The sequence below is a fragment of the Kosakonia sp. SOY2 genome (genome assembly GCF_027109175.1).
GTDB lineage: Bacteria > Pseudomonadota > Gammaproteobacteria > Enterobacterales > Enterobacteriaceae > Kosakonia.
The window spans coordinates 594,534-617,968 of the sequence record NZ_JAPVXH010000002.1; the positions used below are offsets into that span (position 1 = coordinate 594,534).

Genomic DNA, 23,435 nt, shown 5'->3' on the forward strand with positions numbered 1-23,435 from the left:
TTAACCGGCGTTGGCTTTCACGATGTTTTCGATCAAGGTGTTGACCGGCTCAAGGCTGATTTCCCGGGCGTTGCTTTCATAGGCCGGGCTGGTGCGCACCTGGCTTGCCAGCACCTGACCTTCACGATCGGCGGTATCCACTTTCACCAGCGTGGACAGACCAATACGCAGCGGATGGTCGGCGAGTTGTTTTGCATCCAGCTCAATACGTACCGGCAGACGCTGTACCACTTTGATCCAGTTACCGGTGGCGTTTTGCGCAGGCAGCAGCGAGAACGCACTGCCGGTGCCCATATCCAGGCCAACCACTTTGCCGGTGTACTTCACTTCATCGCCGTAAATGTCACTGACGATGGTGGCACTCTGACCAATACGCATATGCGCAAGCTGCGTCTCTTTAAAGTTCGCATCCACCCACAGGTTACTGGCCGGAACGACAGCCATCAGCGCGGTGGACGTTGTGATCTGTGCGCCAGGCTGCACGGCGCGGCGGGAAACGTAGCCGGTGATTGGGCTGACGATTTTAGTTCGTTGCAGCGCCAGCCAGCTATTGCGAACTTCGGTCGCAGCTTGTTTTACCGCCGGTTGATCTTCCAGACGGGTATCAAGCACGATGGCCTGGTTAGCGTTGTACTGCTGAATGGCGACATCCAGCTCTGCTTGCGCGCTGGCCACGGCATCACGGGCGTGTTGCAGCTCTTCACGGCCAATCAGGTTGGCACTGCCGAGCGGCACGCGGCGGTTAAAATCGCTCTGCGCCTGGGCGAGGGCGGTTTTTTTCAGCTCAATGCTCGCCTGCAACTGTTTGCTGTTGATGATTGACTGGCGGGTCTGGCGAACGCTGCTTGCCAGCGCGGTTTGCGCTTTTTCAAACGCCTGCTGCGCGTCAGTTGCGTCCAACGTTACCAGCACATCGCCCTGTTTTACGAAATCAGTGTTATCGGCCCAGACTTTCGTCACGCTGCCGGACACCTGCGCCATGATTTGTACCTGGTTCCCTGCCACGTACGCGTCATCGGTCTCCTCGAAGTGACGCAGTACCAAAAACCAATAAATCCCGTATGCCACGGCAATAACAATAAAGAGCAAGGTCAGCAGAAGAAGGGCGTTTTTACGTTTGCCTTTCTTTTTGACCGGTTGCTGCGGGGTTTGACTCTCCGCATTTGCGCTCATGCTTTTCTCCACGATCTTCTTATTTTCATCCCGGCAAACGCCGGCCTGTTTTTGCCAAAAAAGCCAGTAGATACTGGCTTTTCAGTATTCTTATATCCTGGATATTCGAGCGTCTTATCGCGTTAGCGTAACGCCTCGAGAATGACGTCGTCCTCTTCCATCTGGTCGAGACGCGTCAGGAGTTTTCGGGTGATATGCTCAAGCTGATCTTTCTCGCCAACGCTCAGCGAAGACCAGAGTTGATGCAGGCAGTTATGCTGCGGGGGCAGAACCTGGCGCAGGAACTCGTGACCTTTCTCGGTCAGTTGCAGGTGCAGACAGCGACGATCGTTATCGCTTTCGCGACGCTCAATCCAGCCGCGCTTTTCCAGCTCATCAGCGATGCGTGTCGCATTGGTACGGGATGATCCCAGCGCGCTACTCAGCTCAGAAGGCTGAATACTATGATTTTCCTGGGATTCCAGGGTAATCAGCGCCATAAACAATGTCTCGTTAATGCCCTGCGCTTTCAGCATCTTATTGCGGTTTTCCAGCAACTTGCCCTGCATATGCATACACAGGCGGGTTAACAGAATTTCCTGAAACGGGAAATCTTCATAGCGGCTGGCGCGAAACTTAAGCATTTGTTCAATGGGCGTAAACGAACTATCCATTTGGGTATAACCTCATTAATTGCAGTCGATATAGTAACGACAGTGACAAATAAAGTAAATGTATTATTTGTAGTAATAAATTTGCCTTATCTATGCATCTGCCAGGAGTTTCCAGACGATTCCGTACGCGAAAGCGCTCAGTAGCGTGGGGAGAATAATGCTGCGTGTTTTCCAGAAACTCACGCCGAGCACCGCGAAACCGGCAAGTGTCGGCAGCAAACGGCGGCTGTCGGCGGCGATTTCCGGCACGCAGGAAACCACCAGCAGCGCGCAGATGGACGCAATGCCAATGGTGTCCAAAAACACACCGCTCACGCCGCGTTTCGCCGGGCGCGACTGTCCGGCGCGGATACGCAACGGCAGATAACGGAATAAAAAATTGGCGCAGCCCACCAGCAGGCCGAGCAGCAGCACCTCATTGCGCATCCGATGCTCCTTGATAAAACGCCTGTACCAGCGCGGCCAGGCAACCGGCGAAAATCCCCGCCAGAATCGCGGCAGGAATGGAAAACAGCGTGACGCCCGCCAGTGCGCCGAGCAGCGCCGCCGTCACGGCACTTATCTGGCGACGCTGGAACGAGGCCAGCAGGAAACTCATAAACAGCGCGGGCAACATAAATCCTAACGCCGGTTCCACCGCCGGGTAACCATCGAGCAGCCCGTCGCCGGAAAACGCACCCAGCACCGTGCCTGCCACCCATGAAAGCCAGGAAAAGAAGGCGATGCCGATCATCCAGTTTTCGCTCCAGCGACGGTTATCACGCACCAGCTTCGCGGTGGCGGCGGCAAATACCTCATCCGTCAGGCCAAAAGCCCAGACGGCCGTTTTGCGGTTTTTGAGTGGTTGCAGAATACGGCTGCGCAGCGACGGGCCATAAAGCACGTGGCGAACATCCATGGCCATCACAGTCAGCGCGGCAACCCATAATGCGCTACCTGCGGCAAGCATGGTGGTGATGACGAACTGGCTGGCACCCGCATAAATAATGCAGGAGAAGAAAACGCTTTCGAGTGGGGTAAAACCGAGTTTGGTGGCATTCATGCCAAAGGCAAACGCGACGGGGACGTAACTCAAAACGATGGGAAGGCTGTCTTTGATACCCTCCAGAAATGTCGCGCTCTGGTCAGACGTGCTCTTTGTTGCGGTTACTGAACTATCCATATCCATAATGTTTGTTATATATCACCCACGTTAATATAACCGGGATAAACAAGTCCCATAACCTTAACAGACTGAGGGACTCGTTAACACCCCGGTGTTCCTCCGAAACGTGCAAACGTGGGGGAGTGCTTAGATTGCCGCCTCCTGGCGGTGAAATCCTCGCCACCAAACCAGCAGATTCAGCAGTGCCAGAACGCTACCCGCCAGGCAAACTCCTGTCCAGCCGGCGTGTTGCCATGCGGAAGCGGAGATCAGCGAGCCCGCCGCGCCGCCAATAAAATAGCTGGTCATATACCCGGCGGTCAGGCGGTTTCGCGCGTCCGGTTTTACGCGATAGATAACCGTCTGGTTGGTGATATGCACCCCCTGCACGGTGAGATCCAGCACGATAATGCCAATAATCAAGGCGATAACCGAGCTGTATCCAAGCCAGATAGCCACCCACGAGAGCAGCAACAGGATCAGGCCGCCGGTGGTGGTGAGATGGGAGTGACCCCGATCCGCCAGCCCACCGGCCTGCCGCGCGCCAAGGGCGCCTGCGGCGCCCACCAGGCCAAACAGTCCGATCGTCGCCTCGGAGAACTGAAACGGCGGTGAGGCCAGCAGGAACGCCATTGACGTCCACAAAATGCTGAAGTTCGCAAAGCTCAGGCAGCCAAGCATTGCCCGGGTACGTAACAGTTTGTCACCGGCAAACAGGCCAAATATCGAGCCAAGCAGTTGCAGGTAATTAAGATGATTATCTTGCTTGATTTTCGGCAGCCCGCGCCACAGCGCCAGTGCCATCAGCACCATTAATACGCTGGCGACCCAGTAAACCGTGCGCCAGCCGCCGAGGCTTGCCAGTAATCCGGCAACGGTGCGCGCCAGCAAAATGCCGAGCAGCAGACCGCTCATGATCGTGCCCACCACTTTGCCGCGTTTGTCCGGGGTTGCCAGCGTGGCGGCCAGCGGTACGAGAATTTGTGCTACCACGGAAAACAACCCGGTCAGCGCCGTGCCGAGGATCATCAGACCGAGCGACGAACTACTGGCGGTGATCAGCATGCCGCCTGCCGACAGCAGTGTCATCAGTACGATCAGCGAACGTCGTTCGAACATATCGCCAAGCGGCACGAGAAATAACAGCCCGGCGGCGTAGCCAAGCTGGGCGGCGGTAACAATAAATCCGGCCTGGTTGGGCGTGAGCGAAAAGGCGTGGGCGATGGTATCGAGGAGCGGTTGTGCATAGTAGTTGCTGGCGACGGCGAGGCCGGTGGCAACGGACATCAGCGCAATCAGCGCCGGGCTGAGACCCTGGTTCGGTGTGTTCATTGGCGTTGTCAGTCAGGTATGTTTTTTCCAGACACTCATCATAGCCAATAGATTGAATTTTGTGAGGAAGATCGCGTGTCGGAACGTGCGGTAACGTACCCTGTCAGGCAACAGGCAACAGGCAACAGGCAACAGGCAACAGGCAACAGGCAACAGGCAACAGGCAACAGGCAACAGGCAACAGGCAACAGGCAACAGGCAACAGGCAACAGGCAACAGACAACAGACAACAGGCAACAGGCAACAGGCAACAGGCAACAGGCAACAGGCAACAGGCAACAGGCAACAGGCAACGGGCAACGGGCAACGGGCAACGGGTAACGGGCAACGGGTAACGGGTAACGGGTAACAGGTAAACAGGCGAACAGGTACTGCCTGAATAAGCAAAAGCGCCATCCGGCAAAAAACCGATGGCGCTGTTGAAGGGGTGACGGCGACAGGTTATTTCTGTGCGGCAAGCGCCTCTTTGATCCAGCCGTCGAACTGCTGCTGGTGCGCTTTGATCCAGCCATCAACGTGACCCTGAATATCCGCTTCAGAGGATTTGCCTGCATGCATCATGGCGTTTTCGGCATTGATATCGGCCAGCGGCAGTTTCATCACGGCGAAAAGTTTCGCCGCCGCCGGGTTTTTCTCGGCCCAGGCTTTGTTGGCAACAATATGCATGGTATTCACCGGGAACCCGTAGTTCATGCCGTTTGGCAGTTTGGTGTCGATATCTTTCTGTTCCCCCGGCAGGGAAGAGAACGGCACTTGCAGCCAGACCACATCTTTACCCGGTTTCAGCACGTCGCTGACCCAGTACGGCGTCCAGGTGTAATAGAGCACCGGTTTACCCTCTTTGAAACGGGTAATGGTATCCGCCATCATCGCTGAGTAGTTCCCGTGGCTAACGGTGACAGTGTTTTCCAGACCATAAGCCTGATGCTGGTGGTTAATCACCGCTTCGCAGCCCCAGCCCGGTGAGCAACCCATCATGTCGGCTTTGCCGTCGCCGTTACCGTCAAACAGCCTGGCGATTTTCGGATCCTTTAGCTGCTCGATATTGGTGATGTGATATTTCTCGGCGGTTTTCTTATCGATCAAATACCCCTGCGCCGCGCCGGTGACATAGGTGCCTTCACGGTAGAATTTTTTGTCGCCTCCGGCGGCGGCATACATGTCGTCATGCAGCGGTTGCCAGTTGACGGCGGTAAAGGTGACATCGCCCGCCGCCATTGAGGTGTAACCCACGTTGTAATCCACTTCGTCCGGGGTATTCACGGTGTAACCGAGTTTTTCAAGGGCGCGGCTCACCAGCAATGTCTGGAAACTCTCTTCGGCAATAGTGCTTTGAAAAGGCTTCACGGTGATGCCTTTGCCTGGCAGTTCTGCGTCCGCAGCAAATGCACTGGTCGAGACAAGGGTGGCAAACGCTGTGGCAAAAAGTACGCTATGTCGCATCGTTGTTCCTTATTGTTCAGGTGGGATACTGCTGCCCGGCGAGTTGCCGGGCGACAGATTATTTAGCGAAAGGGCGGGTCAGCAGACCCAGCGGGCCGGTTTGATACCAGCGGCGATTACCGCGGCTGCGGGAATCGCGACCGACAGCCTGCGTCAGGCGGTCGAGAATGATAGCGAGGATAACAATCCCCACGCCGCCAACGGTGGCAAGCCCCATATCAAGGCGGCCAATACCGCGCAGTACCATCTGGCCAAGCCCGCCAACGGCGATCATCGAGGCGATCACTACCATGGAGAGGGCAAGCATCAACGTCTGGTTAATTCCCGCCATAATGGTGGGCATGGCCAGCGGTAACTGTACTTTAAACAACATCTGGCGCGGGCTTGCGCCAAATGAGCGCGAGGCTTCGATCAAATCGGCCGGCACCTGGTTGATGCCGAGAATAGTCAGACGCACCACCGGCGGCAGGGCGAAGATAATCGTCACCACCACGCCCGGTACGTTGCCGATACCAAACAGCATCACAATCGGCACCAGGTAGACAAACGCGGGGGTGGTCTGCATCGCATCCAGCAGCGGGCGAACGATTTTCGCCGCGCGCTGGCTACGTGCCAGCCAGATGCCCATTGGCAAACCGATCACCACGCAGAACAGCAGGGCGGTCAGTACCAGCGCCAATGTCACCATCGCCTGCGACCAGGCACCGATAGCACCAATAGCAATCAGTGATACCAGCGTGGCAACGCCCATTCCGGCGCTGCTCATCTGCCAGGCGATCAGCGAGAAAAGAATAATCGCCACCGGCGCGGGCATGCCCAGCAGCATCTGCTGGAATGCGCTGAGGATGTAATCCACCGGCACGCGAATGCCCTGAAACAACGGGCGGAAGTGCATCACCACCCAGTCGATCGCCTGCGTTACCCAGCTATCGAGCGGGATCAGCGTCTTGTGGAACGGATCCATAATATTGAAGTGTTCCGGCGCGGGTGCCGGCGCGCTGTGCAGCCAGTCAGCGCTGCCGCCATCGGCTGGTGCGCTACTGCCGCCGCCCCAGGCATCCGCAGACTGCGCGGCGTTGTCGGTTGCCGGTGCGCTATCCCACGGGTTGTTTTGATCAGCCATTGTTTGCCCCCTCGCGATCTAAAGCCTGCAGCAGCATCCGTTTAGAGATGATGCCCACATACTGTTGCTCTTCACCGACCACCGGTACGGCGCAGGGCGCTTGTCCAACGTGGGAGAGCAACTCGCTGAGCGGCGTTTCGGCATCCACCGCAAGCGGGGAGTCGATTAACGCCGCCTCGATCCCCTGGCTTTGACCGAGCGCCTCTTTCAGGGAGTCGATGGAAACAACGCCGACAAACTTATTGCCGCGTTCAATCACATACCCGAATTCACGATCTTCATCCTGCAACACTTTCAGCGCCGAACGCGGGCCGAAGCCTGGCGTTTTGCGAATCAGCCCAACGGGAGTACGCCGTGCAATATCTTTGGCGCTAAATACCTGACTAATATCCACACCACGGAAGAAGGTGCGCACATAATCATTGGCCGGATTATTCAATATTTCATCCGGCGTGCCGACCTGTACCACTTCACCGTTTTGCATAATGGCAATCCTGTCGCCAATACGCATGGCTTCATCCAGATCGTGGGAAATAAATACAATGGTGCGCTGGTAGCGGGCCTGAAGCTTTACCAGTTCATCCTGCATTTCGGTGCGAATTAATGGATCGAGCGCGGAGAAGGCTTCATCCATTAATAAGATATCGGGGTTGATGGCTAATGCGCGCGCCAGACCAACACGCTGGCGCATACCGCCAGAAAGTTCATCCGGATAACTGTGCGCATAATTCTCCAGCCCAACCTGACGCAGCGCGTCCAGCGCTTTTTCCTGGCGTTCGTGCGCCGGAATACCGGCTAATTCCATGCCAAAGGCGGCATTATCCAGCACCGTCATATGGGGCATTAGCGCAAATGACTGGAAGACCATCGCAATCTTTTTCCTGCGCACCTCGCGTAATTCGGCGTCTGATATTTTGGCGATATCCACGCCGTCAATCAGCACCTGTCCGCGGGTGGGTTCAATCAGGCGATTGAGAAGGCGTACCATAGTGGATTTACCCGATCCGGATAACCCCATGATGACAAATATCTCGCCTTCTTCAATGGCCAGACTGGCGTCTTTCACGCCAAGCGATAGACCCGTTTTTTCCAGAATTTGTTCTTTCGAAAGTCCTTTTTCAATATATTTGAAAGCCCGCTGCGGATGCTCGCCAAATATCTTATAAAGGTTTTTAACTTCTAATTTAATTGCCATGCAATAATAGAGTTCCTGTTATTTATTGTGTCGATATCGTACCTGGTGAGAATAATTGACTGGATATACCCTAGCATACTCAGAATCTGAGACAACCCTGAATTTCCCGTCTTTAAGAATTTGCTTAAGCGATAATTGCCGCGATTTCCCATGAAATAAGGGCTGGCGGCGGATGAGATTTTTTTGAAAATCATCGGGGAATCGCACCTGAATAGTGCTGATTCAGATGAAAATGACGAAACAATTACAGTGTAGAAGCTGAAGGGATATTGTGCCGGGAAATCACGAAGGCATTATTAAAATAATAATATCCTTTTTTCGTGGCGGGTTATTTTAAGTGCAATATCAACGGGAATATTCCTCTCCCTTTCAGGAGAGGAATGAAAGATTAGAAGTTCCAGTCTTCATCTTCGGTTTCGACGGCTTTGCCCATCACGTATGACGAGCCGGAGCCGGAGAAGAAGTCATGATTTTCATCGGCATTTGGCGAGAGCGCGGACAAAATTGCCGGGTTCACGTCGGCCATTTCCGGCGGGAATAATGGCTCGTAACCGAGGTTCATCAGCGCCTTGTTGGCGTTGTAACAGAGAAACGCTTTCACATCTTCGGCCCAGCCGCTCCCGGCGTACAGATCGTCGGTGTAACTGAGTTCGTTCTCGTAGAGATCCATCAGCAGATCCAGCGCGAACGTTTTCAACTCCTCGCGTTTTTCCGCGCTCACTTTTTCCAGCCCTTTCTGGTACTTATAACCAATGTAGTAGCCGTGCACCGCTTCATCGCGGATGATCAGGCGAATCAAATCGGCGGTGTTAGTGAGCTTACCGCGGCTCGACCAGTACATCGGCAACCAGAAACCGGAATAGAAGAGGAATGATTCCAGAAACACGCTGGCGATCTTCTTCTTCAGCGGTTCATCGGCGCGGTAATAGTGCAGGATCAGTTGCGCTTTGCGCTGCAATGCGCGGTTATCTTCGCTCCAGCTGTAAGCGGCGTCGACATCTCTGCTCTGGCACAGCGTAGAGAAAATAGAGCTGTAAGAGCGGGCATGCACCGCTTCCATAAAGCTGACATTCGACAACACCGCCTCTTCGTGCGGGGTTAGCGCGTCCGCCATCAACGCGGGCGCGCCGACGGTGTTCTGAATGGTGTCGAGTAACGTCAGACCGGTAAAAACGCGAATAGTAAGCTGCTGTTCTGCCGGGCTTAACGTCTGCCAGGCAGGAATATCGTTCGATAGCGGCACTTTTTCCGGCAACCAGAAGTTGCTGGTCAGGCGATTCCACACTTCCAGGTCTTTATCGTCCTGGATTTTGTTCCAGTTCACCGCGCTGACGCGTGATAGTTGGCTCATCCTTTTCTCCTTACAACGCGCAGGACACGCAGCCCTGGATTTCGGTGCCTTCCAGCGCAAGCTGGCGCAGGCGAATGTAATACAGCGACTTAATGCCTTTTTTCCAGGCGTAAATCTGCGCTTTGTTGATATCGCGGGTGGTGGCGGTGTCTTTAAAGAACAGCGTTAGGGAGAGCCCCTGATCCACATGGCGCGTGGCCTCGGCGTAGGTATCAATGATCTTTTCCGGCCCGATTTCGTAGGCGTCTTCGTACAGCGCCAGGTTGTCGTTGGTCATAAATGGCGCCGGGTAGTAAACGCGCCCGGTCTTGCCCTCTTTGCGGATCTCAATTTTCGACACAATCGGGTGAATGCTTGATGTCGCGTGATTGATATACGAGATCGACCCGGTGGGCGGCACGGCCTGCAGATTCTGGTTGTAGATCCCGTAGCGCATCACATCGTCACGCAGTTGTTGCCACATTTCACGTGTTGGGATGGTGATGCCAGCACGTTCAAACAGCGCCCGCACTTTTTCCGTTTTCGGTTGCCAGTTACCCTCAAGGTACTGGTTGAAATACTCGCCGCTGGCGTAGCGCGAGGCCGGGAAACCGGCAAAATGCTGACCGCGCTCGCGGGCGATCATCATTGAGGTATGCAGCGCATGCCAGGTAATGGTGTAGAAGTAGAAATTGGTGAAATCCAGTCCCTCTTCGCTGCCATAGGCGATGCCTTCGCGCGCCAGATAACCGTGCAGGTTCATCTGCCCAAGCCCGATGGCGTGCGAGGCGGCATTGCCGTTTTCCACCGAGGGCACCGAGCGGATATGGCTCATGTCAGACACCGCGGTTAAACCGCGAATGGCGGTTTCCACTGTGCGGCCAAAGTTCGGGGAATCCATGGTGTGCGCAATGTTCAGCGAGCCAAGGTTGCAGGAGATATCGCGCCCGGTATTGGCGTAATCAAAATTCTCATCGAAGGTCGAGGCGCTGCTGACCTGCAAAATTTCCGAGCACAGGTTGCTCATGTTAATGCGACCGGCAATCGGATTGGCGCGGTTGACCGTATCTTCAAACATGATGTACGGGTAGCCGGATTCAAACTGGATTTCCGCCAGCGTCTGGAAGAAATCGCGGGCATTAATGTAGCTTTTACGCACGCGATCGTCGGCCAGCAACTGCTCGTACATCTCGCTGATGGCTACGTCGCCGAACGGTTTGCCGTATAAACGCTCGATATCATAGGGCGAGAACAGCGCCATCTCAGCGTTCGCTTTCGCCAGACGGAAAGTGATATCCGGGATCACCACGCCCAGCGACAGGGTTTTGATACGGATTTTCTCGTCGGCGTTTTCGCGCTTGGTATCGAGAAAACGCAGAATATCCGGGTGGTGCGCGTGCAGATAAACCGCGCCTGCGCCCTGGCGTGCGCCAAGCTGGTTGGCATAGGAAAAGGCATCTTCCAGCATTTTCATCACCGGGATCACCCCGGAGGACTGGTTTTCAATGCGCTTGATCGGCGCGCCGGCTTCGCGCAGGTTGGAGAGCAGAAATGCCACGCCGCCGCCGCGTTTGGAAAGCTGCAACGCGGAATTCACCGCGCGGCCAATCGACTCCATATTGTCTTCAATGCGTAACAGGAAGCAGGAGACCAGCTCGCCGCGCTGCTGTTTGCCGCAGTTGAGGAACGTTGGCGTCGCGGGCTGAAAACGGCCTGAGAGGATCTCGGTGGTTAACTGGCGCGCCAGCGTTTTATCGCCCTGCGCCAGCGTCAGCGCCACCATGCAGGCGCGATCTTCGAAATGTTCAAGATAGCGTTTACCATCAAAGGTTTTCAGGGTGTAGCTGGTGTAAAACTTCCATGCGCCGAGAAAGGTCTGGAAGCGAAAACCGCTGGCGTGCGCATCGGCAATCAGGTCAACGACGAACGCGCGGTCGTAACGGGCCAGCACGCTGTCGTCGTAATAACCTTCCGCCACCAGCCAGTTCAGACGTTCATCCTGGCTGTTAAACGTCACGGTATTCGGGCGCACATGGGTTGCCATAAAGGCGTCCACCGCCTCGCGGTCTTTATCAAACTGAATGCGGCCGTCTTTATCATAAAGATTCAGCATCGCATTCAGCGCGTGGAAATCGGGCGCGGATTGCATCACGCGCTCTGCGGTTGTCGTAGCCAAAATTCGCTCACTCCTTTACGCACGTTGTCGATGTCCTGTTGAGTGCCCATCAACTCAAAACGATACAGATACGGCACGGCGCATTTTTGCGATATCACATCGCCTGCGCGGCCAAAGGCTTCACCGAAATTACGGTTGCCGGAGGCGATCACGCCGCGAATCAATGCGCGATTGTGCGGATCGTTTAAAAAACGGATCACCTGGCGCGGAACCGCACCTGCCGTACCGCCACCGCCATAACTGGGCACCACCAGGATATAGGGTTCGTCTACCTGGAGGCGTTCACGCTCATTAAGCGGAATGCGCACGGCCGGCAGCCCGAGACGCGCGATAAAACGCTGCGTGTTTTCCGAGCTGCTGGAGAAGTAGACGAGAGTGCTCATGCGCTGGCGACGCTCGGCGCGGCATGTAAGCGATTAATCATATCCGGGCGAAAACCGGACCATGTTGTTTCCCCGGCGACAACCACCGGTAACTGACGAAAGCCCATTGCACGCAGCTCATCTGCCGCTTCCGGCACGTGGTCAACGTTCACCATTTCGAACGCCAGGCCACGGCTTTCCATCGCACGTTTGGTGGCGTGGCACTGAACACAATCATTTCGAGTGTAAATGGTAATGCGCATAATTCGTATTTCCGTCTAAAATGGATTGGCGGCGCGAAGGTTCGCGTCAGTTAGTGTCTGTGTTACTGATCTGAATACTAGATGTAGTTATTTAAAGATGCAACCACACAATATATAGGAAATTGTCATAGGCTTTGCCCTGAGGATAGAAACAATGGGTAAGGGCGGTGTGTACGCGTTTCGTACAGAAAAGGGCATGTGCAGACAAATAAAAACCCCTGCGGGCGTTGAAACCAGCAGGGGTCAGCAGGGTGGAAATCTGTTAGCGGCGCAAGCTCAGCAGCGCGCCAAGAAAAATACCGACCGCAGCGGCAGCGCCAACGCTGCACCAGGGTTTGTCTTTCACAAACGTATCGGCACAACCCACGGCGTCTCTCGCCGCTTGTTGCACACGGCTGCGGCCATGCATGCGTGCGCGGGTCTCTTTCAGCAGGGCCTGTGCTTTACGGCGCGCGCTTTCCGCTTCGTCTTTCGCGTCGCTGCCCCAGGATTTCAGTACGGCTTCGAGGCTGTCAGCGAGCTGGTTAACATCGTGGTTAATATCCTCAACACCTTCATCTACGTCACGGCGATTCGGTCTGTTAAACATAGGATCCTCCCTCGTTTTCGATGTGAATTTTAGTTTAGACCATAATTTTCAAGGCCAGACGGCAATCACGCCTTTCAGGTTCGTTTGTGGAATTTTCTGAGTCACGGTCCATGCTCAGTCATGTAAGGTGGCGAGGCTTTGGAAAGATGACGAGGAAAATCTATGTATTTAAGACCCGATGAAGTGGCGCGCGTGCTGGAAAAAGTGGGATTTACCATGGATGTGGCCACGCCGAAAACCTATGGTTATCGCCGTGGCGAAAATTATGTGTATGTTAACCGCGAAGCGCGTATGGGACGCACGGCGCTGGTGATCCACCCCACGTTGAAAGAACGCAGTTCGTCGCTTGCGGAACCCGCCTCGGACATCAAACTGTGCGATCACTACCAGAATTTCCCGCTCTATTTCGGCGGCGATGCGCAGGAGCATTACGGCATTCCGCACGGCTTTAGCTCGCGCGTGGCGCTGGAAAAGTTTATCACGGGGTTATTTGGCGAAGCGCATTAAAAGGCGACAGACCGAAGCCTGCCGCCCGCCATCAGGCCTTGGCCTGATGGTAGTTGCTCACCCGGAACAGGCGGCGGCAATAATCAAGGAAGTAACCGTACACTGCGCCCATCATCATCGACAGCACAATATTGGAGCTGACTGCGGCGACAATCTGGTGCCAGTCGGCACCGACTCCCCACAAAATAGCGACATACACCGGTGACTGGAAGGTCACATAAGCCAGCACATCGGCGAGATTTTTCATCCAGCCAGACGGGCTAATACGGCGGGCGTAACGCATAAATGCATCGCGGTACATGCCATAAGGCCAGGCGATAATAATGTTCACCGGGATAGCCACCAGCCGCGATGAAAGTGACTGTTCAAAGCTCATTCCGGAGAGAAATATTTCAATCAACATGTTCACTACCGAACAGTAGACAACCATAGCAAAGGTGTCCGCAGCGGCGTGACGCAGGCGAGACTGCGAAGAGAACATGGTGGTGCTCCTTGATAATCAATAAACAGGCTAATGAACGGTCGTGTTAGCGTTTTGAAACGGCTGGTTTGATGTGTGTAGATTATCCGTCTGCATTGAAACTCACAACTAGCTATAAATTTTTATTTTCTTTTCTTTATTGGATAAAGTGCTCTGTGTTTGCGTGAATTTTACGCATTTCATTATTTTTGTTGGATTGGTTATGAAATGTTTTATTTATCAAATGCTTGTATGTTTTGTGTGATGTGGCGCACTGAGCGGCTGTGACAAAATGGGCGGGTTTCAGAGCGCTATGCTTTGCGGAAGAAAATAAAACATTAGGCAGCATTTTTTATGCTAACTAAGCGTGAATGGCAGTGTTTAGTGCTGAAAATGAGGTTGCTTGTTTATGCGGTTTTTTTGAATGGAAATGAAGTTTTAAGCGGTGGGTGAACGCCCACCGCCGCCGATCAGCAGACGCCAAAATCACCGTCTTCTTTATACAAAGAGACATCTTCCGCTTTCAGCGTGATTTTTGCTGCCTGCTCGTCGTGGGCCGGAACCGCGACAATCTGATCCTGATGGACTTCCAGAACTTTCAATTTTGGCCCGCCAATGCGTGGCTGCACAATATCGCCGACAGAAAACATGCTTTGCTCCTTTTGTAATGAGTTTGTGAAGATAAACATAGCCTGAACGTCTGCCTGGGTACAGCGTAAAAGAGGGTAAACACGGCCAGTGAAAGTGGCAGGTACAGTCAAAGTGGCTAATCTTTAAGGGATTGTCTTTTTTTTCAATCAGCTGGAATGACGTTGCACAGGAGGTTTATATGGGTTTCTGGCGAGTTGTATTTACCATTATTCTGCCGCCGCTGGGCGTGCTGCTTGGCAAAGGCTTTGGATGGGCATTTATCATTAACATCCTGCTTACACTGCTGGGCTATTTCCCTGGCCTTATCCACGCGTTTTGGGTGCAAACCCGCAATTAACCCCTGTCGGGCGGGTCTCCGCCCATTATTAAAACTCACCTGATAACACCCCAATTTATGGTGGTTTTGCGTGAATTTTGCGCAAAAAAGTAAAGAAGCGATACGACGCAGACGATAACCGACTGATGAACGTTAATTCTATGGAGAAGATATGAGCATTCAGGATGTCGGTTCGGCTGTCGCGTTACAGGCGTTGCCCGAAGTACGTCAGCCAAAAACCATCACGTTTGCCGGAAAAGAGATCGTCACGGAGCGCTCGATTTCCGTCAACATTTCAGCAGAAGCGCTGGCGAAGGGCATGGAAGGGCACACGCCGCCAACCAAAGAAGAAGCGGAAAAGAGGGCTCAGGCAATGGCGGTGGTTCGCAATGCCAACATGGCCACTTATGCCCGTGGGCCAAGCCTCGCCAGCGAATTCTATTCCGATCCGCAAAGCGCGGGCGACGCGGTGAAATTTATCGACTTTTTCCAGCACTCAACCGTTAACCCTGATGACATGGCCGCCGCGCTGCATCAGGCGCTGGTCTCACCGCAAGCGAGCGGTGATTACACTACCAGCGCGATGGATCTGTCGATGACCCAGGCGAAGCTGAATGAGGTGGTGTCAAAGTACATCTCTGCTGATTATCAGCAACAGGCCAGCGCGTTTGTCGCTGGTTTTATTGCTGATAAAGCCGATCAGGCCGATCAGATTAACCGCGTGGTGCTGACGCAGGCGTCGAATCTGGCGCAAAGCCTGGGCAATACGACACAAGCCAGGCAACATCAGCAGGCGATTGATCAACTGAGTGCGGGCACTCATGCCTCCCAGACGGTACGCAATCAAATGCTGAGTATCACCGCCAGCGGTACTGACAGCGATAGCTGGTTCACGCAGTTTAATCAGTCAGTGGACAGTAGCGGAACGCTGCCGTTTATGCGTGATATCGAGAAAAACCACATCAGCGCGCTACAGCAGCAATGGCAGCAGTTTGCGGTCTTTTTGCAGACGGCAAAACAGAGCGATGCAGCACAAGAGGCGGGCAAGCAGTAGCCAGTAACCGCTACTGCGTTGCAGCGCCATCCGGCTTAAAAACATCATCGTGAAAGGAAGAAAAGCCAGTGCGAAGCATATCGCGCTGGCTTTTTGCGGGTATCAGAACGTTTCCCAGTTGTTGTCACTACTTGAAGGCGATGCGGTAGCGACCGGGCGCAGCGGCGTGGCTTGCGGTTTGCCCGGTTTTGCACTCAGGAGTGGGTTGTGTCCGTTAACACGGAACACGGCAACCGCCTGACGCAACTGCTCGGCTTGCTGCTCCAGCGCGGCGGAAGCGGCAGCAGATTCCTGTACCAGCGCGGCGTTCTGCTGAGTTACGCTGTCCATCTGCGATACCGCGAGGCTCACCTGCTCAATTCCCTTGCTCTGTTCTTCAGAGGCGGAGGCGATTTCGCCCATGATATCCGTCACGCGCGTAACAGCGTTGACGATCTCTTTCATCGTATCGCCCGCTTCAGCAACCTGCGTGGTACCCGAGTTCACCCGGTTCACCGAGTTATCGATCAGGGTTTTGATCTCTTTAGCCGCCTGCGCACTGCGGCTTGCCAGCGTACGGACTTCGCCTGCCACCACCGCAAAACCACGGCCCTGTTCACCGGCACGCGCCGCTTCTACCGCAGCGTTGAGCGCGAGAATATTGGTCTGGAAGGCGATGCCGTCAATCACGCTGGTGATATGGGCGATTTGCTGCGAGCTGTCGGAAATTTCGCTCATCGTGCGCACCACGTTATTCACCACTTCGCCACCGCGCGCGGCGGTATCGGAGGCATTTTTCGCCAGATGCGATGCCTGACGGGCGTTATCGGTGTTCTGTTTCACCGTGGCCGTTAACTGTTCCATGCTGGCGGCGGTCTCTTCCAGCGAGGCGGCTTGTTGCTCGGTACGCGACGAGAGATCGTTGTTGCCGGTGGAGATTTCGCTGGCGCCGGTGTAAATCGAATCGGAGCTGTTACGCACCGCGCTGACGGTTTTCACCAGCGACGTTTGCATTTCATGTAAGCCGGCGGCGAGCTGGCTCATTTCGTTGCGCCCTTCGGCCGAAATGCTCATCGTCAAATCGCCCCCGGCGATAGCGCGAATATGCCCCATCACGCTGTGCAGCGGGCGCAGAAGCAAGTGCTGCAAACCGAGCCAGATAACGGTCATTACCGCAATTACCACCAACAAAATCACGCCGAGCGTCCACTGCATGCTGGTAAAACTGCTCTGGTTTTGTTGGGCGGCGGCTTGCAGGAAGGTATTGTTTTCCGCCCGCCATTTGGCGTAGCTGGCATCCATATCATCCTGCGCTTGCTGCGCGTCGAGGTTGCCATAGGCTTCATAGTTATTGGCGCGCAGGAAAGCGATCGACTGCTGCAACACATCGTGCATTTTGGTGATGTTCTGCGCCACTTCGTCGGCTAATGCAGCGTCCTGACCGGCAACGCGCGGTGTGCTTTTATAGTTGTTGAAATAGCCTTCTGACTTACCCAGAGAATCTGCCGCCGTAGTGAGCAGCTTTTCAATGCTGGCCAGCGACGCCGGATCGCGCTGGTTTTTCAAAAAGCGGATTGCTACGCGGGTAACGGTAACGCGTGTTTTGATAAGCGTGTTTACGCTGTCGCCAAGATTTTCTTGCTGCGCGTTCAGAACGCCAGTGTTCTGAAAGTTGACCCTGTCGTTATTGACCGCAGAGTAGAAAAGACCCCCAGTAACCAGTTGAAGAAGACAAAATACTGAAAGAGCAATAATGATGCCTGTAATAACCCGTATATTTTTAAGCATGGCCATAGTCCGTGAGAGAGTCGGGATTGCACCACTAATATCGACCTGGCCAGCATTAACTTTATGATCACTTTTTAAACACTTAAATAAGACTTAAATAAGTGCCGGCGCCTTGCGCGCCGGGAACATGTTTTAGATTTTTTTGCGGCGTTTTACGGCGAGAGCAATACGGGGTTCCAGCAGTTTTGCCACGGCGGCGAAGACGGGAACGACAACCGAGTTGCCAAACTGGCGATAAGCTTGGGTATCGGAAACCGGAATGCGAAACGGTTTTTCGCCCACTTTTTCAAACCCCATCAAACGCGCGCACTCATGTGGCGTCAGGCGTCGCGGGCGACGCGCCTGGTTTTCCGCGTTGGCAAAATCGGCCTCGCCGAGCGCTTTATCCCAGCCGCGATCGATAAGAATTTCTGAACCATCTTTGTGATAACGCGCCGAAAGCGTGCGCGCCACGCTATCCGCGCGGGTTGGATCAACCAGCCCGAAACCAAAACCATTGCCTTTCGCGGCGTGTTTTTTCGCGTAGCGATAGAGGTAATCCCACAGCTTATGCGACAACACATATTTGCTGTCGACGGTTGGCTCCAGTAACTCACCGAACGCGGGCCGCTTTGCCGGATAAAAACGGTCAATATCGCGCAGGGTAAAGCCGTCGGCGAGATCTAAATCGCGGCGAAAACCCACCAGCACAATGCGCTCGCGGTGCTGAGGTAAAAAGTGTTTGCCATCGATGATTTTCGGGTCATCTTTGCCGTTTAGCGCGGCGTCAGCGACGTCATAGCCCAGCTCATCCAGCGTATTCATGATCACGCTGAAGGTTTTGCCTTTGTCGTGGCTCTTTAAGTTTTTAACGTTTTCCAGCACGAAGATCGCCGGGCGACGGGCTTTGATAATGCGCGCCACATCGAAAAACAGCGTGCCCTGCGCTTCGCACTCAAACCCGTGCGCGCGACCCATGGCGTTCTTTTTACTCACGCCCGCGAGGCTAAAGGGCTGGCAGGGAAATCCGGCGAGCAGAACATCGTGGTCAGGGATCGTTGCGGCGATATGCGCGTAAGCGTCGGCTTCGGAAACGTTCGGGTTGCCGCTCAGCGTCACTTCGCGAATATCCTGATTGAAGGTATGCGTGGCGTGATCGTTGTACCAGTTGGCTTTATAGGTGCGCACCGCGTTTTTGTTCCATTCACTGGTAAACACGCACTGTCCGCCAATGGCTTCAAACCCGCTGCGAATACCGCCGATACCGGCAAAGAGATCGATAAAGCGAAAACGATAGTTCGGGTGATGGGCGGGCGGGGAGGGCAGCAAGCTGCGAAGCTGCGCTTCTTCGGCGGCGGTGAACGTTCTCGGATTGCCTTTGCCATTGACCCAGCGGTTGAGCGATTCGCGGCTCCACTCGGCTTTACCCGCTTTTTTTAACTGCTCTGCCACATATTTCTGGCCGTAGATTTCCAGCACCTGATCCAGTAGTACCCGGTCCCGTTCCTGCTGTCGCTGCTGGTCAGTATCTGCCTGCGCCAGCAGATCCTGCGCAAGTGAATCAAATTCCGCCATGACGTCTCCTTGGGGTTAGGCCCTGAAATATATCACTCATTTGACCCAGAGGATAATCGGCAGGTGCGGGGATTTTTACTGCGTAATAAATGAAGGCGGTACTGATTCGGTGAGCCACACGCCGTTATCAGCTTGATAGAAAACAAAGCCCTGCGTCTGCATCTCGCCTGCGTTAATCCGCAGCACCACCGGTTTCCCATGGCGCTGGCCAACTGCCGTTGCTGTGACTTCATCGGCGGATAAGTGCACATACTGGCGCGATTTTGCTTCAAGCCCCTGCGCCAGAATGTCGTCAAGGAAACGGGTAGCCGTGCCGTGATAAAGCGTTTCTGGCGGCACTTTCGGTTGATAGGAAATATTGACCTGCGCGGTGGAATGCCCCTGCGCGGCGCGGATTGATACACCATCGGCAGATAAGGTGAAGCGCTTTTTATCGCTGGTCTCGACAATCTGGCGGATCAGCTCGTGGGTAAACGCATAACCTTGCAGCGCTGCGCCGGCGATCAGCGCATCGATATTGGCCCAGCCTTCCGCATCCAGCGTCAACCCAATCGCCTGAGGTTCATGGCGTAAGACGTAGCTTAAAAACTTACTCATCTCACTCTGTTTTTTGTCCATCAATGACTCTCCGTTTGAAAGCGCCATTATCTGGCGACTTTTCTGTGCGGGCAATTACCCACTTCTGGCAGCGCAAACCTGCTTAACTGCGGTTCCACGGCATTTTCGCCAGCAGCAGCGCCATGCCACACCAGCCGCTCAGACCCGCAAACAGCAAACCCGCGCCGACAAAACCCGACAGCAGAAAGAAATTAGGGTGAAGCGTAAAACCAAGCACTACACCGAGCAGGATCAGGCTGCCTGCCACAATCTGCACCTGCTGCATCAGCGGGCGCGGCTGACGTTTATCCTGCACCGTTGGCAGCTTTTCGCGCTTCCAGTTATTGAGCCCGCCGTCGAGGATCATCACCTTAGCTGGCGCTGCGGCGCGTACTAATGCGTCGGCGTTTTGTTGCGTGCGCATGCCGGACTGGCAATGGAAAATAACCGTTTGGTCCGGCGAAATTGGCGTAACAGTTTGCCCGGCAAGCACGTCGTCCAGCGGCAGGGAAACCGCGTCCGGCAAATGTTCACGACGAAATTCATCCGCCTGGCGAATATCAACAATCAGCGCGCCGTTTTGCTGCTGCGCGCTGGCTTCTTGTGGGCTGACGAGGGTGTACTGCATGGTTATATCTCCGGGCAATAAATGGTTTTCAGCGTATGAACCAGCGTGCGGATCGCAGGCGCTTTAATGAAGTAGTTCACCCGCTGCGCCTGGCGCTGGCTTTCGATCAACCCTTCCTCTTTCATCCGTGCCAGATGCTGCGACGTGGCGGAAGGGCTAAGGCCTGTAATCGCGCTTAGCTCCCCGGCGGATGTGCCGGGCGCGTCGCACAACATGCAGAGGATCAGTAAACGATGCGGGTTACTCATCGCTTTCAGCAGGGCAGACGCTTTCTCTGCCTGTGCTTGCAGTAAGGTGATATCCGGACTGGTCATTTTATTTTAGTATTGTCTAAATTTAGATAACTCTAAAATAAGTGGCGTGGAGAAAGCAACCTGTATGAATAAATTGCTCACACTTTCGGTTTGAATTCTGGCCGCCAACTCCGTTTACTGACGGCTAACATCCCGCAATCTATGGAGAAAAACGTGAAAGTTTGCCGCTATCTCAACTGTACGATTTGCGCCCTTACACTGTGGGTCAACGGCGCGAACGCCTGGAGCAACGCGCTGCCGGTTGGGCCTGCGGCAGGTGATCAAACGCTTTCGCCGTTTTATATCTGGGATGGCGCGTTACCCGATAAACCCGGCGTGATGCTGCGTGAAGAGCCGATTCCCGGTCAGCCTGACATTCCTGATGCCAGCGAGATCGCGCGCATTCTTTATACCTCGCAGGATAAACGCTGGAATGCTGGCATCGTGCCGGTCAGCGGTACGCTGTGGTTGCCGAAAGGGCACGCGCCAAAAGGCGGCTGGCCGCTTGTCGCCTGGGCGCACGGTACGCTGGGCGTTGCCGATAGCTGTGCGCCTTCCTGGACTAACCCGACCCCGCGGGATGCGCACTATATCAATCAGTGGCTGAAGCACGGTTTTGCTGTCGTCGCCACCGATTACCAGGGCCTTGGCGGGCCAGGCCCGCACCCATATATGAACTGGGAAGCAGAAGGGCGTTCGGTGCTGGACAGCGTGCGCGCTGTGCTCAGCAGCACGCCGCAACTGGCAAATAACCTGGTGATCAGCGGTCAGTCGCAAGGCTCCGGCGCATCGCTTGGCGCCAGCCTGCTCGCGCCGGATTACGCGCCGGAACTCCAGCTTCGCGCGACCATTGCTACCGGTGTGGTCGCCACTTTTCCGGATGGCCCGATCAAAGCGGGATCTGCGCGGCCAGGGCAGCGCGATCCTGCCCGTTTTACGCTGCTGCGCATCATTGGCGGTTCGCTGCCGGACGGCGCACCGCCAGCGGAAAAATGGGTGACAGATCAAGGCGCGAAGATGCTGGCGCTCGCCAGAACATCCTGTATGCCGGAACTGGGGCGCTATGAGCGCCACGAAAAACTGACTGGTGACACGGTGTTTATCGGTGGCACAAAACAGGTGGAGTCAACCTTGCTTGCGGTAACGGATATGCCGGTGAAAACCTTTCCTGCGCCGCTGTTTACCGCAACCGGGCTTGCCGATCACACGTTGTCACCGCATCACCAGTACGCCGCTATCGCTGCGCTCTGCGCGGGTGGCAATGCGGTGGAGTGGAAGACCTACCCCGGCATTACGCATAACGGTGTGGTTAACGTCGCTTTCGATGACGAACTGAAATTTGTACGCGGCGTGATGGAAAACGCCCCGCAGTCCAACAGTTGTGGTTCGTTACAGGCTCCTGGCGAATTGCAGCAGCCATTAAAGGGCGTGCCGTTTAACCGGTAGCGTACCGGGCAGACCAGAAATGCAGCAATACACTCTCCGCCTGAAAGACAGCAAGTAAAAGGGAGAAATCGGTGTCAGGCACCGGCAGGCTACGGTTGTCGATAACCGCCAGCGACGGGAGGCTGAAGAGTGATGTACTCATGGTTCTCGCCTGTTTTAATCCGTCTGAAAGGCAGCAAGTAAAAGGGAAAAATCGGTGTCAGGCACCGGCAGGCTATGGTTGTCGATAACCGTCAGCGACGGGAGGCTGAAGAGTGATGTGCTCATGATCCTCTCCTGTTTGTGTTAAACCGCCAGCAGGGCTGCATGATTAAAAATAGAGCAAACAGGAGAGGGATGATTCTTATGAAGTGGAGTGGCGAAAGCGCAGCGTTGCGGGCAGCACGCGCTGTGGTGAAGCCGGTTCATTGCCTTCTATCATCTGGGTGATGATATCAAAGCAGTCCTGCGCGAGGCGCGGGACATTCTGCTCCACCGTATCAATCGGTAGCGTCAGCGAATCATATAAATAGTGATCGTCGAAGCTGGCGATATGAATATCGCTCTCCAGCATATGGTGCTGGCTCATATAACGCAGCACCCCTTCCAGCAGGCCGCAGGCGGCGGTGAACAGCGCTTTTGGCGGGCGGCCCAGTTTCGCGCACAGGGCCGAGAACATTTCGTAACCGCTGCTCGGATGGTAATTACCGTGAATAATCCACTCCGGGCGCGGAGTCACACCGGCGCGCTCCAGCCCTTGCATAAATCCGGCAAGGCGGTCTTTGGTGGGCGACAGGCGCGGTTGCCCGCCAAGAAAGTAGACTTCATCCGGGTTGGCGCGCGCCAGCCGTTCGACCAGTTCGGCGGTCGGCGTCAGCGAATCGGTGATCACCAACGGCAACTGTGTGTCATTGATATGGCGGTCAAACAGCACCACCGGCAACTGCTCGCTGAGCTTCACATAGTCGGCGTCGTTTTGCATGCTGGAGGCGACAATCAGCCCGTCGACCTGGCGCGCAACCAGGTTATTGACCACCACCGTTTCCTGGCTGGCGTTTTCATCGGTACAGGAGATAAGTAGCTGCAAACCGGCTTCGCGGCAGAGATTTTCCAGCTCGTGAGAAAAAACAGCGAAACCGTAGTTGGTGATTTCCGGCACCACCAGCCCCAGCGTGTGGCTGCGGTTTTCACGCAGCAGGCGGGCGTGAATGCTGGGCTGGTAATGATGCTGCTGGGCGATAGCCTGCACGCGATCGCGCGTCTCCTGCGCCACGCGCAGCTCTTTACCACGGCCGTTCAGCACCAGGCTGGCGGTGGCTTTTGAGACCCCCGCCAGCGCGGCGATATCACTGATGGTAACGCGTTTTGTTTTTCTCACGGTTGTGCATCGGTTAAGGAAA

General features: G+C 54.9%; 26 protein-coding genes. 4 read left to right on the forward strand and 22 right to left on the reverse strand.

Features of this window, described 5'->3' with window-relative positions; translation table 11 throughout:
• From emrA to O3S68_RS15825, 13 genes are all read right to left on the reverse strand, one after another.
• Positions 1-1,245, reverse strand: a complete 1,245-nt coding sequence (emrA, locus tag O3S68_RS15765) for a multidrug efflux MFS transporter periplasmic adaptor subunit EmrA (RefSeq protein WP_304465993.1) — start codon at positions 1,243-1,245, stop codon at positions 1-3.
• A gap of 50 nt (positions 1,246-1,295) precedes the next feature.
• Complete coding sequence (gene mprA / locus O3S68_RS15770; RefSeq protein ID WP_020454911.1) at positions 1,296-1,826, reverse strand: transcriptional repressor MprA; 531 nt, start codon at positions 1,824-1,826, stop codon at positions 1,296-1,298.
• 90 nt (positions 1,827-1,916) lie between these two features.
• Positions 1,917-2,252 (reverse strand): L-valine transporter subunit YgaH, encoded by a 336-nt coding sequence (gene ygaH, locus O3S68_RS15775; RefSeq protein WP_269231896.1) that lies wholly within the window; start codon positions 2,250-2,252, stop codon positions 1,917-1,919.
• Positions 2,242-2,988 carry an AzlC family ABC transporter permease gene (locus O3S68_RS15780; protein WP_269231897.1) on the reverse strand — a complete coding sequence of 249 codons (747 nt, stop codon included), beginning with the start codon at positions 2,986-2,988 and terminating at the stop codon, positions 2,242-2,244. The genes ygaH and O3S68_RS15780 overlap by 11 nt, the downstream gene beginning before the upstream one ends.
• Before the next feature lie 129 nt (positions 2,989-3,117).
• Positions 3,118-4,302: an MFS transporter gene (locus tag O3S68_RS15785; protein ID WP_269231898.1), complete on the reverse strand. Its 1,185-nt coding sequence runs from the start codon at positions 4,300-4,302 to the stop codon at positions 3,118-3,120.
• A 441-nt stretch (positions 4,303-4,743) separates the two neighbouring features.
• Positions 4,744-5,745 carry a glycine betaine/L-proline ABC transporter substrate-binding protein ProX gene (gene proX, locus O3S68_RS15790; protein ID WP_020454907.1) on the reverse strand — a complete coding sequence of 334 codons (1,002 nt, stop codon included), beginning with the start codon at positions 5,743-5,745 and terminating at the stop codon, positions 4,744-4,746.
• Between the two features lie 58 nt (positions 5,746-5,803).
• The gene (proW, locus tag O3S68_RS15795) at positions 5,804-6,868 is read right to left on the reverse strand and encodes a glycine betaine/L-proline ABC transporter permease ProW (RefSeq protein WP_020454906.1); all 1,065 of its coding nucleotides are present in this window, start codon (positions 6,866-6,868) and stop codon (positions 5,804-5,806) included.
• Complete coding sequence (proV, locus tag O3S68_RS15800; RefSeq protein WP_269231899.1) at positions 6,861-8,063, reverse strand: glycine betaine/L-proline ABC transporter ATP-binding protein ProV; 1,203 nt, start codon at positions 8,061-8,063, stop codon at positions 6,861-6,863. The genes proW and proV overlap by 8 nt, the downstream gene beginning before the upstream one ends.
• A gap of 388 nt (positions 8,064-8,451) precedes the next feature.
• Entirely contained in the window at positions 8,452-9,414 is a 963-nt protein-coding gene (nrdF, locus tag O3S68_RS15805; protein WP_269231900.1) for a class 1b ribonucleoside-diphosphate reductase subunit beta, read from the reverse strand.
• Between the two features lie 10 nt (positions 9,415-9,424).
• Positions 9,425-11,569, reverse strand: a complete 2,145-nt coding sequence (nrdE, locus tag O3S68_RS15810) for a class 1b ribonucleoside-diphosphate reductase subunit alpha (protein ID WP_269231901.1) — start codon at positions 11,567-11,569, stop codon at positions 9,425-9,427.
• Positions 11,542-11,952 (reverse strand): class Ib ribonucleoside-diphosphate reductase assembly flavoprotein NrdI, encoded by a 411-nt coding sequence (gene nrdI / locus O3S68_RS15815; protein WP_020454902.1) that lies wholly within the window; start codon positions 11,950-11,952, stop codon positions 11,542-11,544. The genes nrdE and nrdI overlap by 28 nt, the downstream gene beginning before the upstream one ends.
• Positions 11,949-12,194, reverse strand: coding sequence for a glutaredoxin-like protein NrdH (nrdH, locus tag O3S68_RS15820; RefSeq protein WP_020454901.1), 246 nt, complete (start codon positions 12,192-12,194; stop codon positions 11,949-11,951). The genes nrdI and nrdH overlap by 4 nt, the downstream gene beginning before the upstream one ends.
• A 262-nt stretch (positions 12,195-12,456) precedes the next feature.
• Positions 12,457-12,783 carry a DUF883 domain-containing protein gene (locus O3S68_RS15825; RefSeq protein ID WP_017459337.1) on the reverse strand — a complete coding sequence of 109 codons (327 nt, stop codon included), beginning with the start codon at positions 12,781-12,783 and terminating at the stop codon, positions 12,457-12,459.
• Between the two features lie 162 nt (positions 12,784-12,945).
• On the opposite strand from O3S68_RS15825, the gene O3S68_RS15830 reads away from it, so the two are divergent.
• Positions 12,946-13,290 (forward strand): DUF2002 family protein, encoded by a 345-nt coding sequence (locus tag O3S68_RS15830; RefSeq protein ID WP_017459338.1) that lies wholly within the window; start codon positions 12,946-12,948, stop codon positions 13,288-13,290.
• Between the two features lie 31 nt (positions 13,291-13,321).
• On the opposite strand, the gene alaE is transcribed toward O3S68_RS15830, so the two are convergent.
• Both alaE and O3S68_RS15840 read right to left on the reverse strand, forming a co-directional pair.
• Positions 13,322-13,771 carry an L-alanine exporter AlaE gene (gene alaE / locus O3S68_RS15835; RefSeq protein WP_017459339.1) on the reverse strand — a complete coding sequence of 150 codons (450 nt, stop codon included), beginning with the start codon at positions 13,769-13,771 and terminating at the stop codon, positions 13,322-13,324.
• Between the two features lie 449 nt (positions 13,772-14,220).
• Positions 14,221-14,400, reverse strand: coding sequence for a hypothetical protein (locus tag O3S68_RS15840; protein ID WP_020454900.1), 180 nt, complete (start codon positions 14,398-14,400; stop codon positions 14,221-14,223).
• 179 nt (positions 14,401-14,579) lie between these two features.
• On the opposite strand from O3S68_RS15840, the gene O3S68_RS15845 reads away from it, so the two are divergent.
• On the forward strand, positions 14,580-14,738 hold the full coding sequence (locus O3S68_RS15845; protein ID WP_017459341.1) for a YqaE/Pmp3 family membrane protein: 159 nt from the start codon (positions 14,580-14,582) through the stop codon (positions 14,736-14,738).
• Between the two features lie 151 nt (positions 14,739-14,889).
• Positions 14,890-15,771 carry a hypothetical protein gene (locus tag O3S68_RS15850; RefSeq protein ID WP_269231902.1) on the forward strand — a complete coding sequence of 294 codons (882 nt, stop codon included), beginning with the start codon at positions 14,890-14,892 and terminating at the stop codon, positions 15,769-15,771.
• Positions 15,772-15,873: 102 nt separating this feature from the next.
• Here O3S68_RS15850 and tcp read toward each other — a convergent pair whose 3' ends face one another.
• The 5 genes from tcp to O3S68_RS15875 all read right to left on the reverse strand — a co-directional run bounded on the left by tcp (position 15,874) and on the right by O3S68_RS15875 (position 20,631).
• Positions 15,874-17,538: a methyl-accepting chemotaxis citrate transducer gene (tcp, locus tag O3S68_RS15855; RefSeq protein WP_269231903.1), complete on the reverse strand. Its 1,665-nt coding sequence runs from the start codon at positions 17,536-17,538 to the stop codon at positions 15,874-15,876.
• A gap of 132 nt (positions 17,539-17,670) precedes the next feature.
• Entirely contained in the window at positions 17,671-19,092 is a 1,422-nt protein-coding gene (locus tag O3S68_RS15860; protein ID WP_269231904.1) for a DNA cytosine methyltransferase, read from the reverse strand.
• 75 nt (positions 19,093-19,167) lie between these two features.
• Positions 19,168-19,710, reverse strand: coding sequence for an RNA 2'-phosphotransferase (locus O3S68_RS15865; protein ID WP_269231905.1), 543 nt, complete (start codon positions 19,708-19,710; stop codon positions 19,168-19,170).
• A gap of 82 nt (positions 19,711-19,792) precedes the next feature.
• Positions 19,793-20,317, reverse strand: coding sequence for a rhodanese family protein (locus O3S68_RS15870; RefSeq protein ID WP_269231906.1), 525 nt, complete (start codon positions 20,315-20,317; stop codon positions 19,793-19,795).
• A 2-nt stretch (positions 20,318-20,319) separates the two neighbouring features.
• A complete protein-coding gene (locus O3S68_RS15875) occupies positions 20,320-20,631 on the reverse strand; it encodes an ArsR/SmtB family transcription factor (protein ID WP_045510887.1) in 312 nt (103 codons plus the stop codon).
• A gap of 153 nt (positions 20,632-20,784) precedes the next feature.
• Between O3S68_RS15875 and O3S68_RS15880 the strand changes: the two genes are divergently transcribed.
• Positions 20,785-22,056 carry a lipase family protein gene (locus O3S68_RS15880; protein ID WP_269231907.1) on the forward strand — a complete coding sequence of 424 codons (1,272 nt, stop codon included), beginning with the start codon at positions 20,785-20,787 and terminating at the stop codon, positions 22,054-22,056.
• On the opposite strand, the gene O3S68_RS15885 is transcribed toward O3S68_RS15880, so the two are convergent.
• Complete coding sequence (locus O3S68_RS15885) at positions 22,046-22,198, reverse strand: hypothetical protein (RefSeq protein WP_269231908.1); 153 nt, start codon at positions 22,196-22,198, stop codon at positions 22,046-22,048. The genes O3S68_RS15880 and O3S68_RS15885 overlap by 11 nt on opposite strands.
• Before the next feature lie 201 nt (positions 22,199-22,399).
• Positions 22,400-23,413 carry a substrate-binding domain-containing protein gene (locus O3S68_RS15890; protein WP_020454892.1) on the reverse strand — a complete coding sequence of 338 codons (1,014 nt, stop codon included), beginning with the start codon at positions 23,411-23,413 and terminating at the stop codon, positions 22,400-22,402.
• Positions 23,414-23,435 lie beyond the last annotated feature (22 nt).

Bases quoted from the DNA above. Each gene is read 5' to 3' on its own strand.
- mprA (WP_020454911.1), bottom strand. From the start codon at position 1,826: ATGGATAGTTCGTTTACGCCCATTGAACAAATGCTTAAGTTTCGCGCC.
- ygaH (WP_269231896.1), bottom strand. From the start codon at position 2,252: ATGCGCAATGAGGTGCTGCTGCTCGGCCTGCTGGTGGGCTGCGCCAAT.
- O3S68_RS15780 (WP_269231897.1), bottom strand. From the start codon at position 2,988: ATGGATAGTTCAGTAACCGCAACAAAGAGCACGTCTGACCAGAGCGCG.
- O3S68_RS15785 (WP_269231898.1), bottom strand. From the start codon at position 4,302: ATGAACACACCGAACCAGGGTCTCAGCCCGGCGCTGATTGCGCTGATG.
- proX (WP_020454907.1), bottom strand. From the start codon at position 5,745: ATGCGACATAGCGTACTTTTTGCCACAGCGTTTGCCACCCTTGTCTCG.
- proW (WP_020454906.1), bottom strand. From the start codon at position 6,868: ATGGCTGATCAAAACAACCCGTGGGATAGCGCACCGGCAACCGACAAC.
- proV (WP_269231899.1), bottom strand. From the start codon at position 8,063: ATGGCAATTAAATTAGAAGTTAAAAACCTTTATAAGATATTTGGCGAG.
- nrdF (WP_269231900.1), bottom strand. From the start codon at position 9,414: ATGAGCCAACTATCACGCGTCAGCGCGGTGAACTGGAACAAAATCCAG.
- nrdI (WP_020454902.1), bottom strand. From the start codon at position 11,952: ATGAGCACTCTCGTCTACTTCTCCAGCAGCTCGGAAAACACGCAGCGT.
- nrdH (WP_020454901.1), bottom strand. From the start codon at position 12,194: ATGCGCATTACCATTTACACTCGAAATGATTGTGTTCAGTGCCACGCC.
- O3S68_RS15825 (WP_017459337.1), bottom strand. From the start codon at position 12,783: ATGTTTAACAGACCGAATCGCCGTGACGTAGATGAAGGTGTTGAGGAT.
- O3S68_RS15830 (WP_017459338.1), top strand. From the start codon at position 12,946: ATGTATTTAAGACCCGATGAAGTGGCGCGCGTGCTGGAAAAAGTGGGA.
- alaE (WP_017459339.1), bottom strand. From the start codon at position 13,771: ATGTTCTCTTCGCAGTCTCGCCTGCGTCACGCCGCTGCGGACACCTTT.
- O3S68_RS15840 (WP_020454900.1), bottom strand. From the start codon at position 14,400: ATGTTTTCTGTCGGCGATATTGTGCAGCCACGCATTGGCGGGCCAAAA.
- O3S68_RS15845 (WP_017459341.1), top strand. From the start codon at position 14,580: ATGGGTTTCTGGCGAGTTGTATTTACCATTATTCTGCCGCCGCTGGGC.
- O3S68_RS15850 (WP_269231902.1), top strand. From the start codon at position 14,890: ATGAGCATTCAGGATGTCGGTTCGGCTGTCGCGTTACAGGCGTTGCCC.
- tcp (WP_269231903.1), bottom strand. From the start codon at position 17,538: ATGCTTAAAAATATACGGGTTATTACAGGCATCATTATTGCTCTTTCA.
- O3S68_RS15860 (WP_269231904.1), bottom strand. From the start codon at position 19,092: ATGGCGGAATTTGATTCACTTGCGCAGGATCTGCTGGCGCAGGCAGAT.
- O3S68_RS15865 (WP_269231905.1), bottom strand. From the start codon at position 19,710: ATGGACAAAAAACAGAGTGAGATGAGTAAGTTTTTAAGCTACGTCTTA.
- O3S68_RS15870 (WP_269231906.1), bottom strand. From the start codon at position 20,317: ATGCAGTACACCCTCGTCAGCCCACAAGAAGCCAGCGCGCAGCAGCAA.
- O3S68_RS15875 (WP_045510887.1), bottom strand. From the start codon at position 20,631: ATGACCAGTCCGGATATCACCTTACTGCAAGCACAGGCAGAGAAAGCG.
- O3S68_RS15885 (WP_269231908.1), bottom strand. From the start codon at position 22,198: ATGAGTACATCACTCTTCAGCCTCCCGTCGCTGGCGGTTATCGACAAC.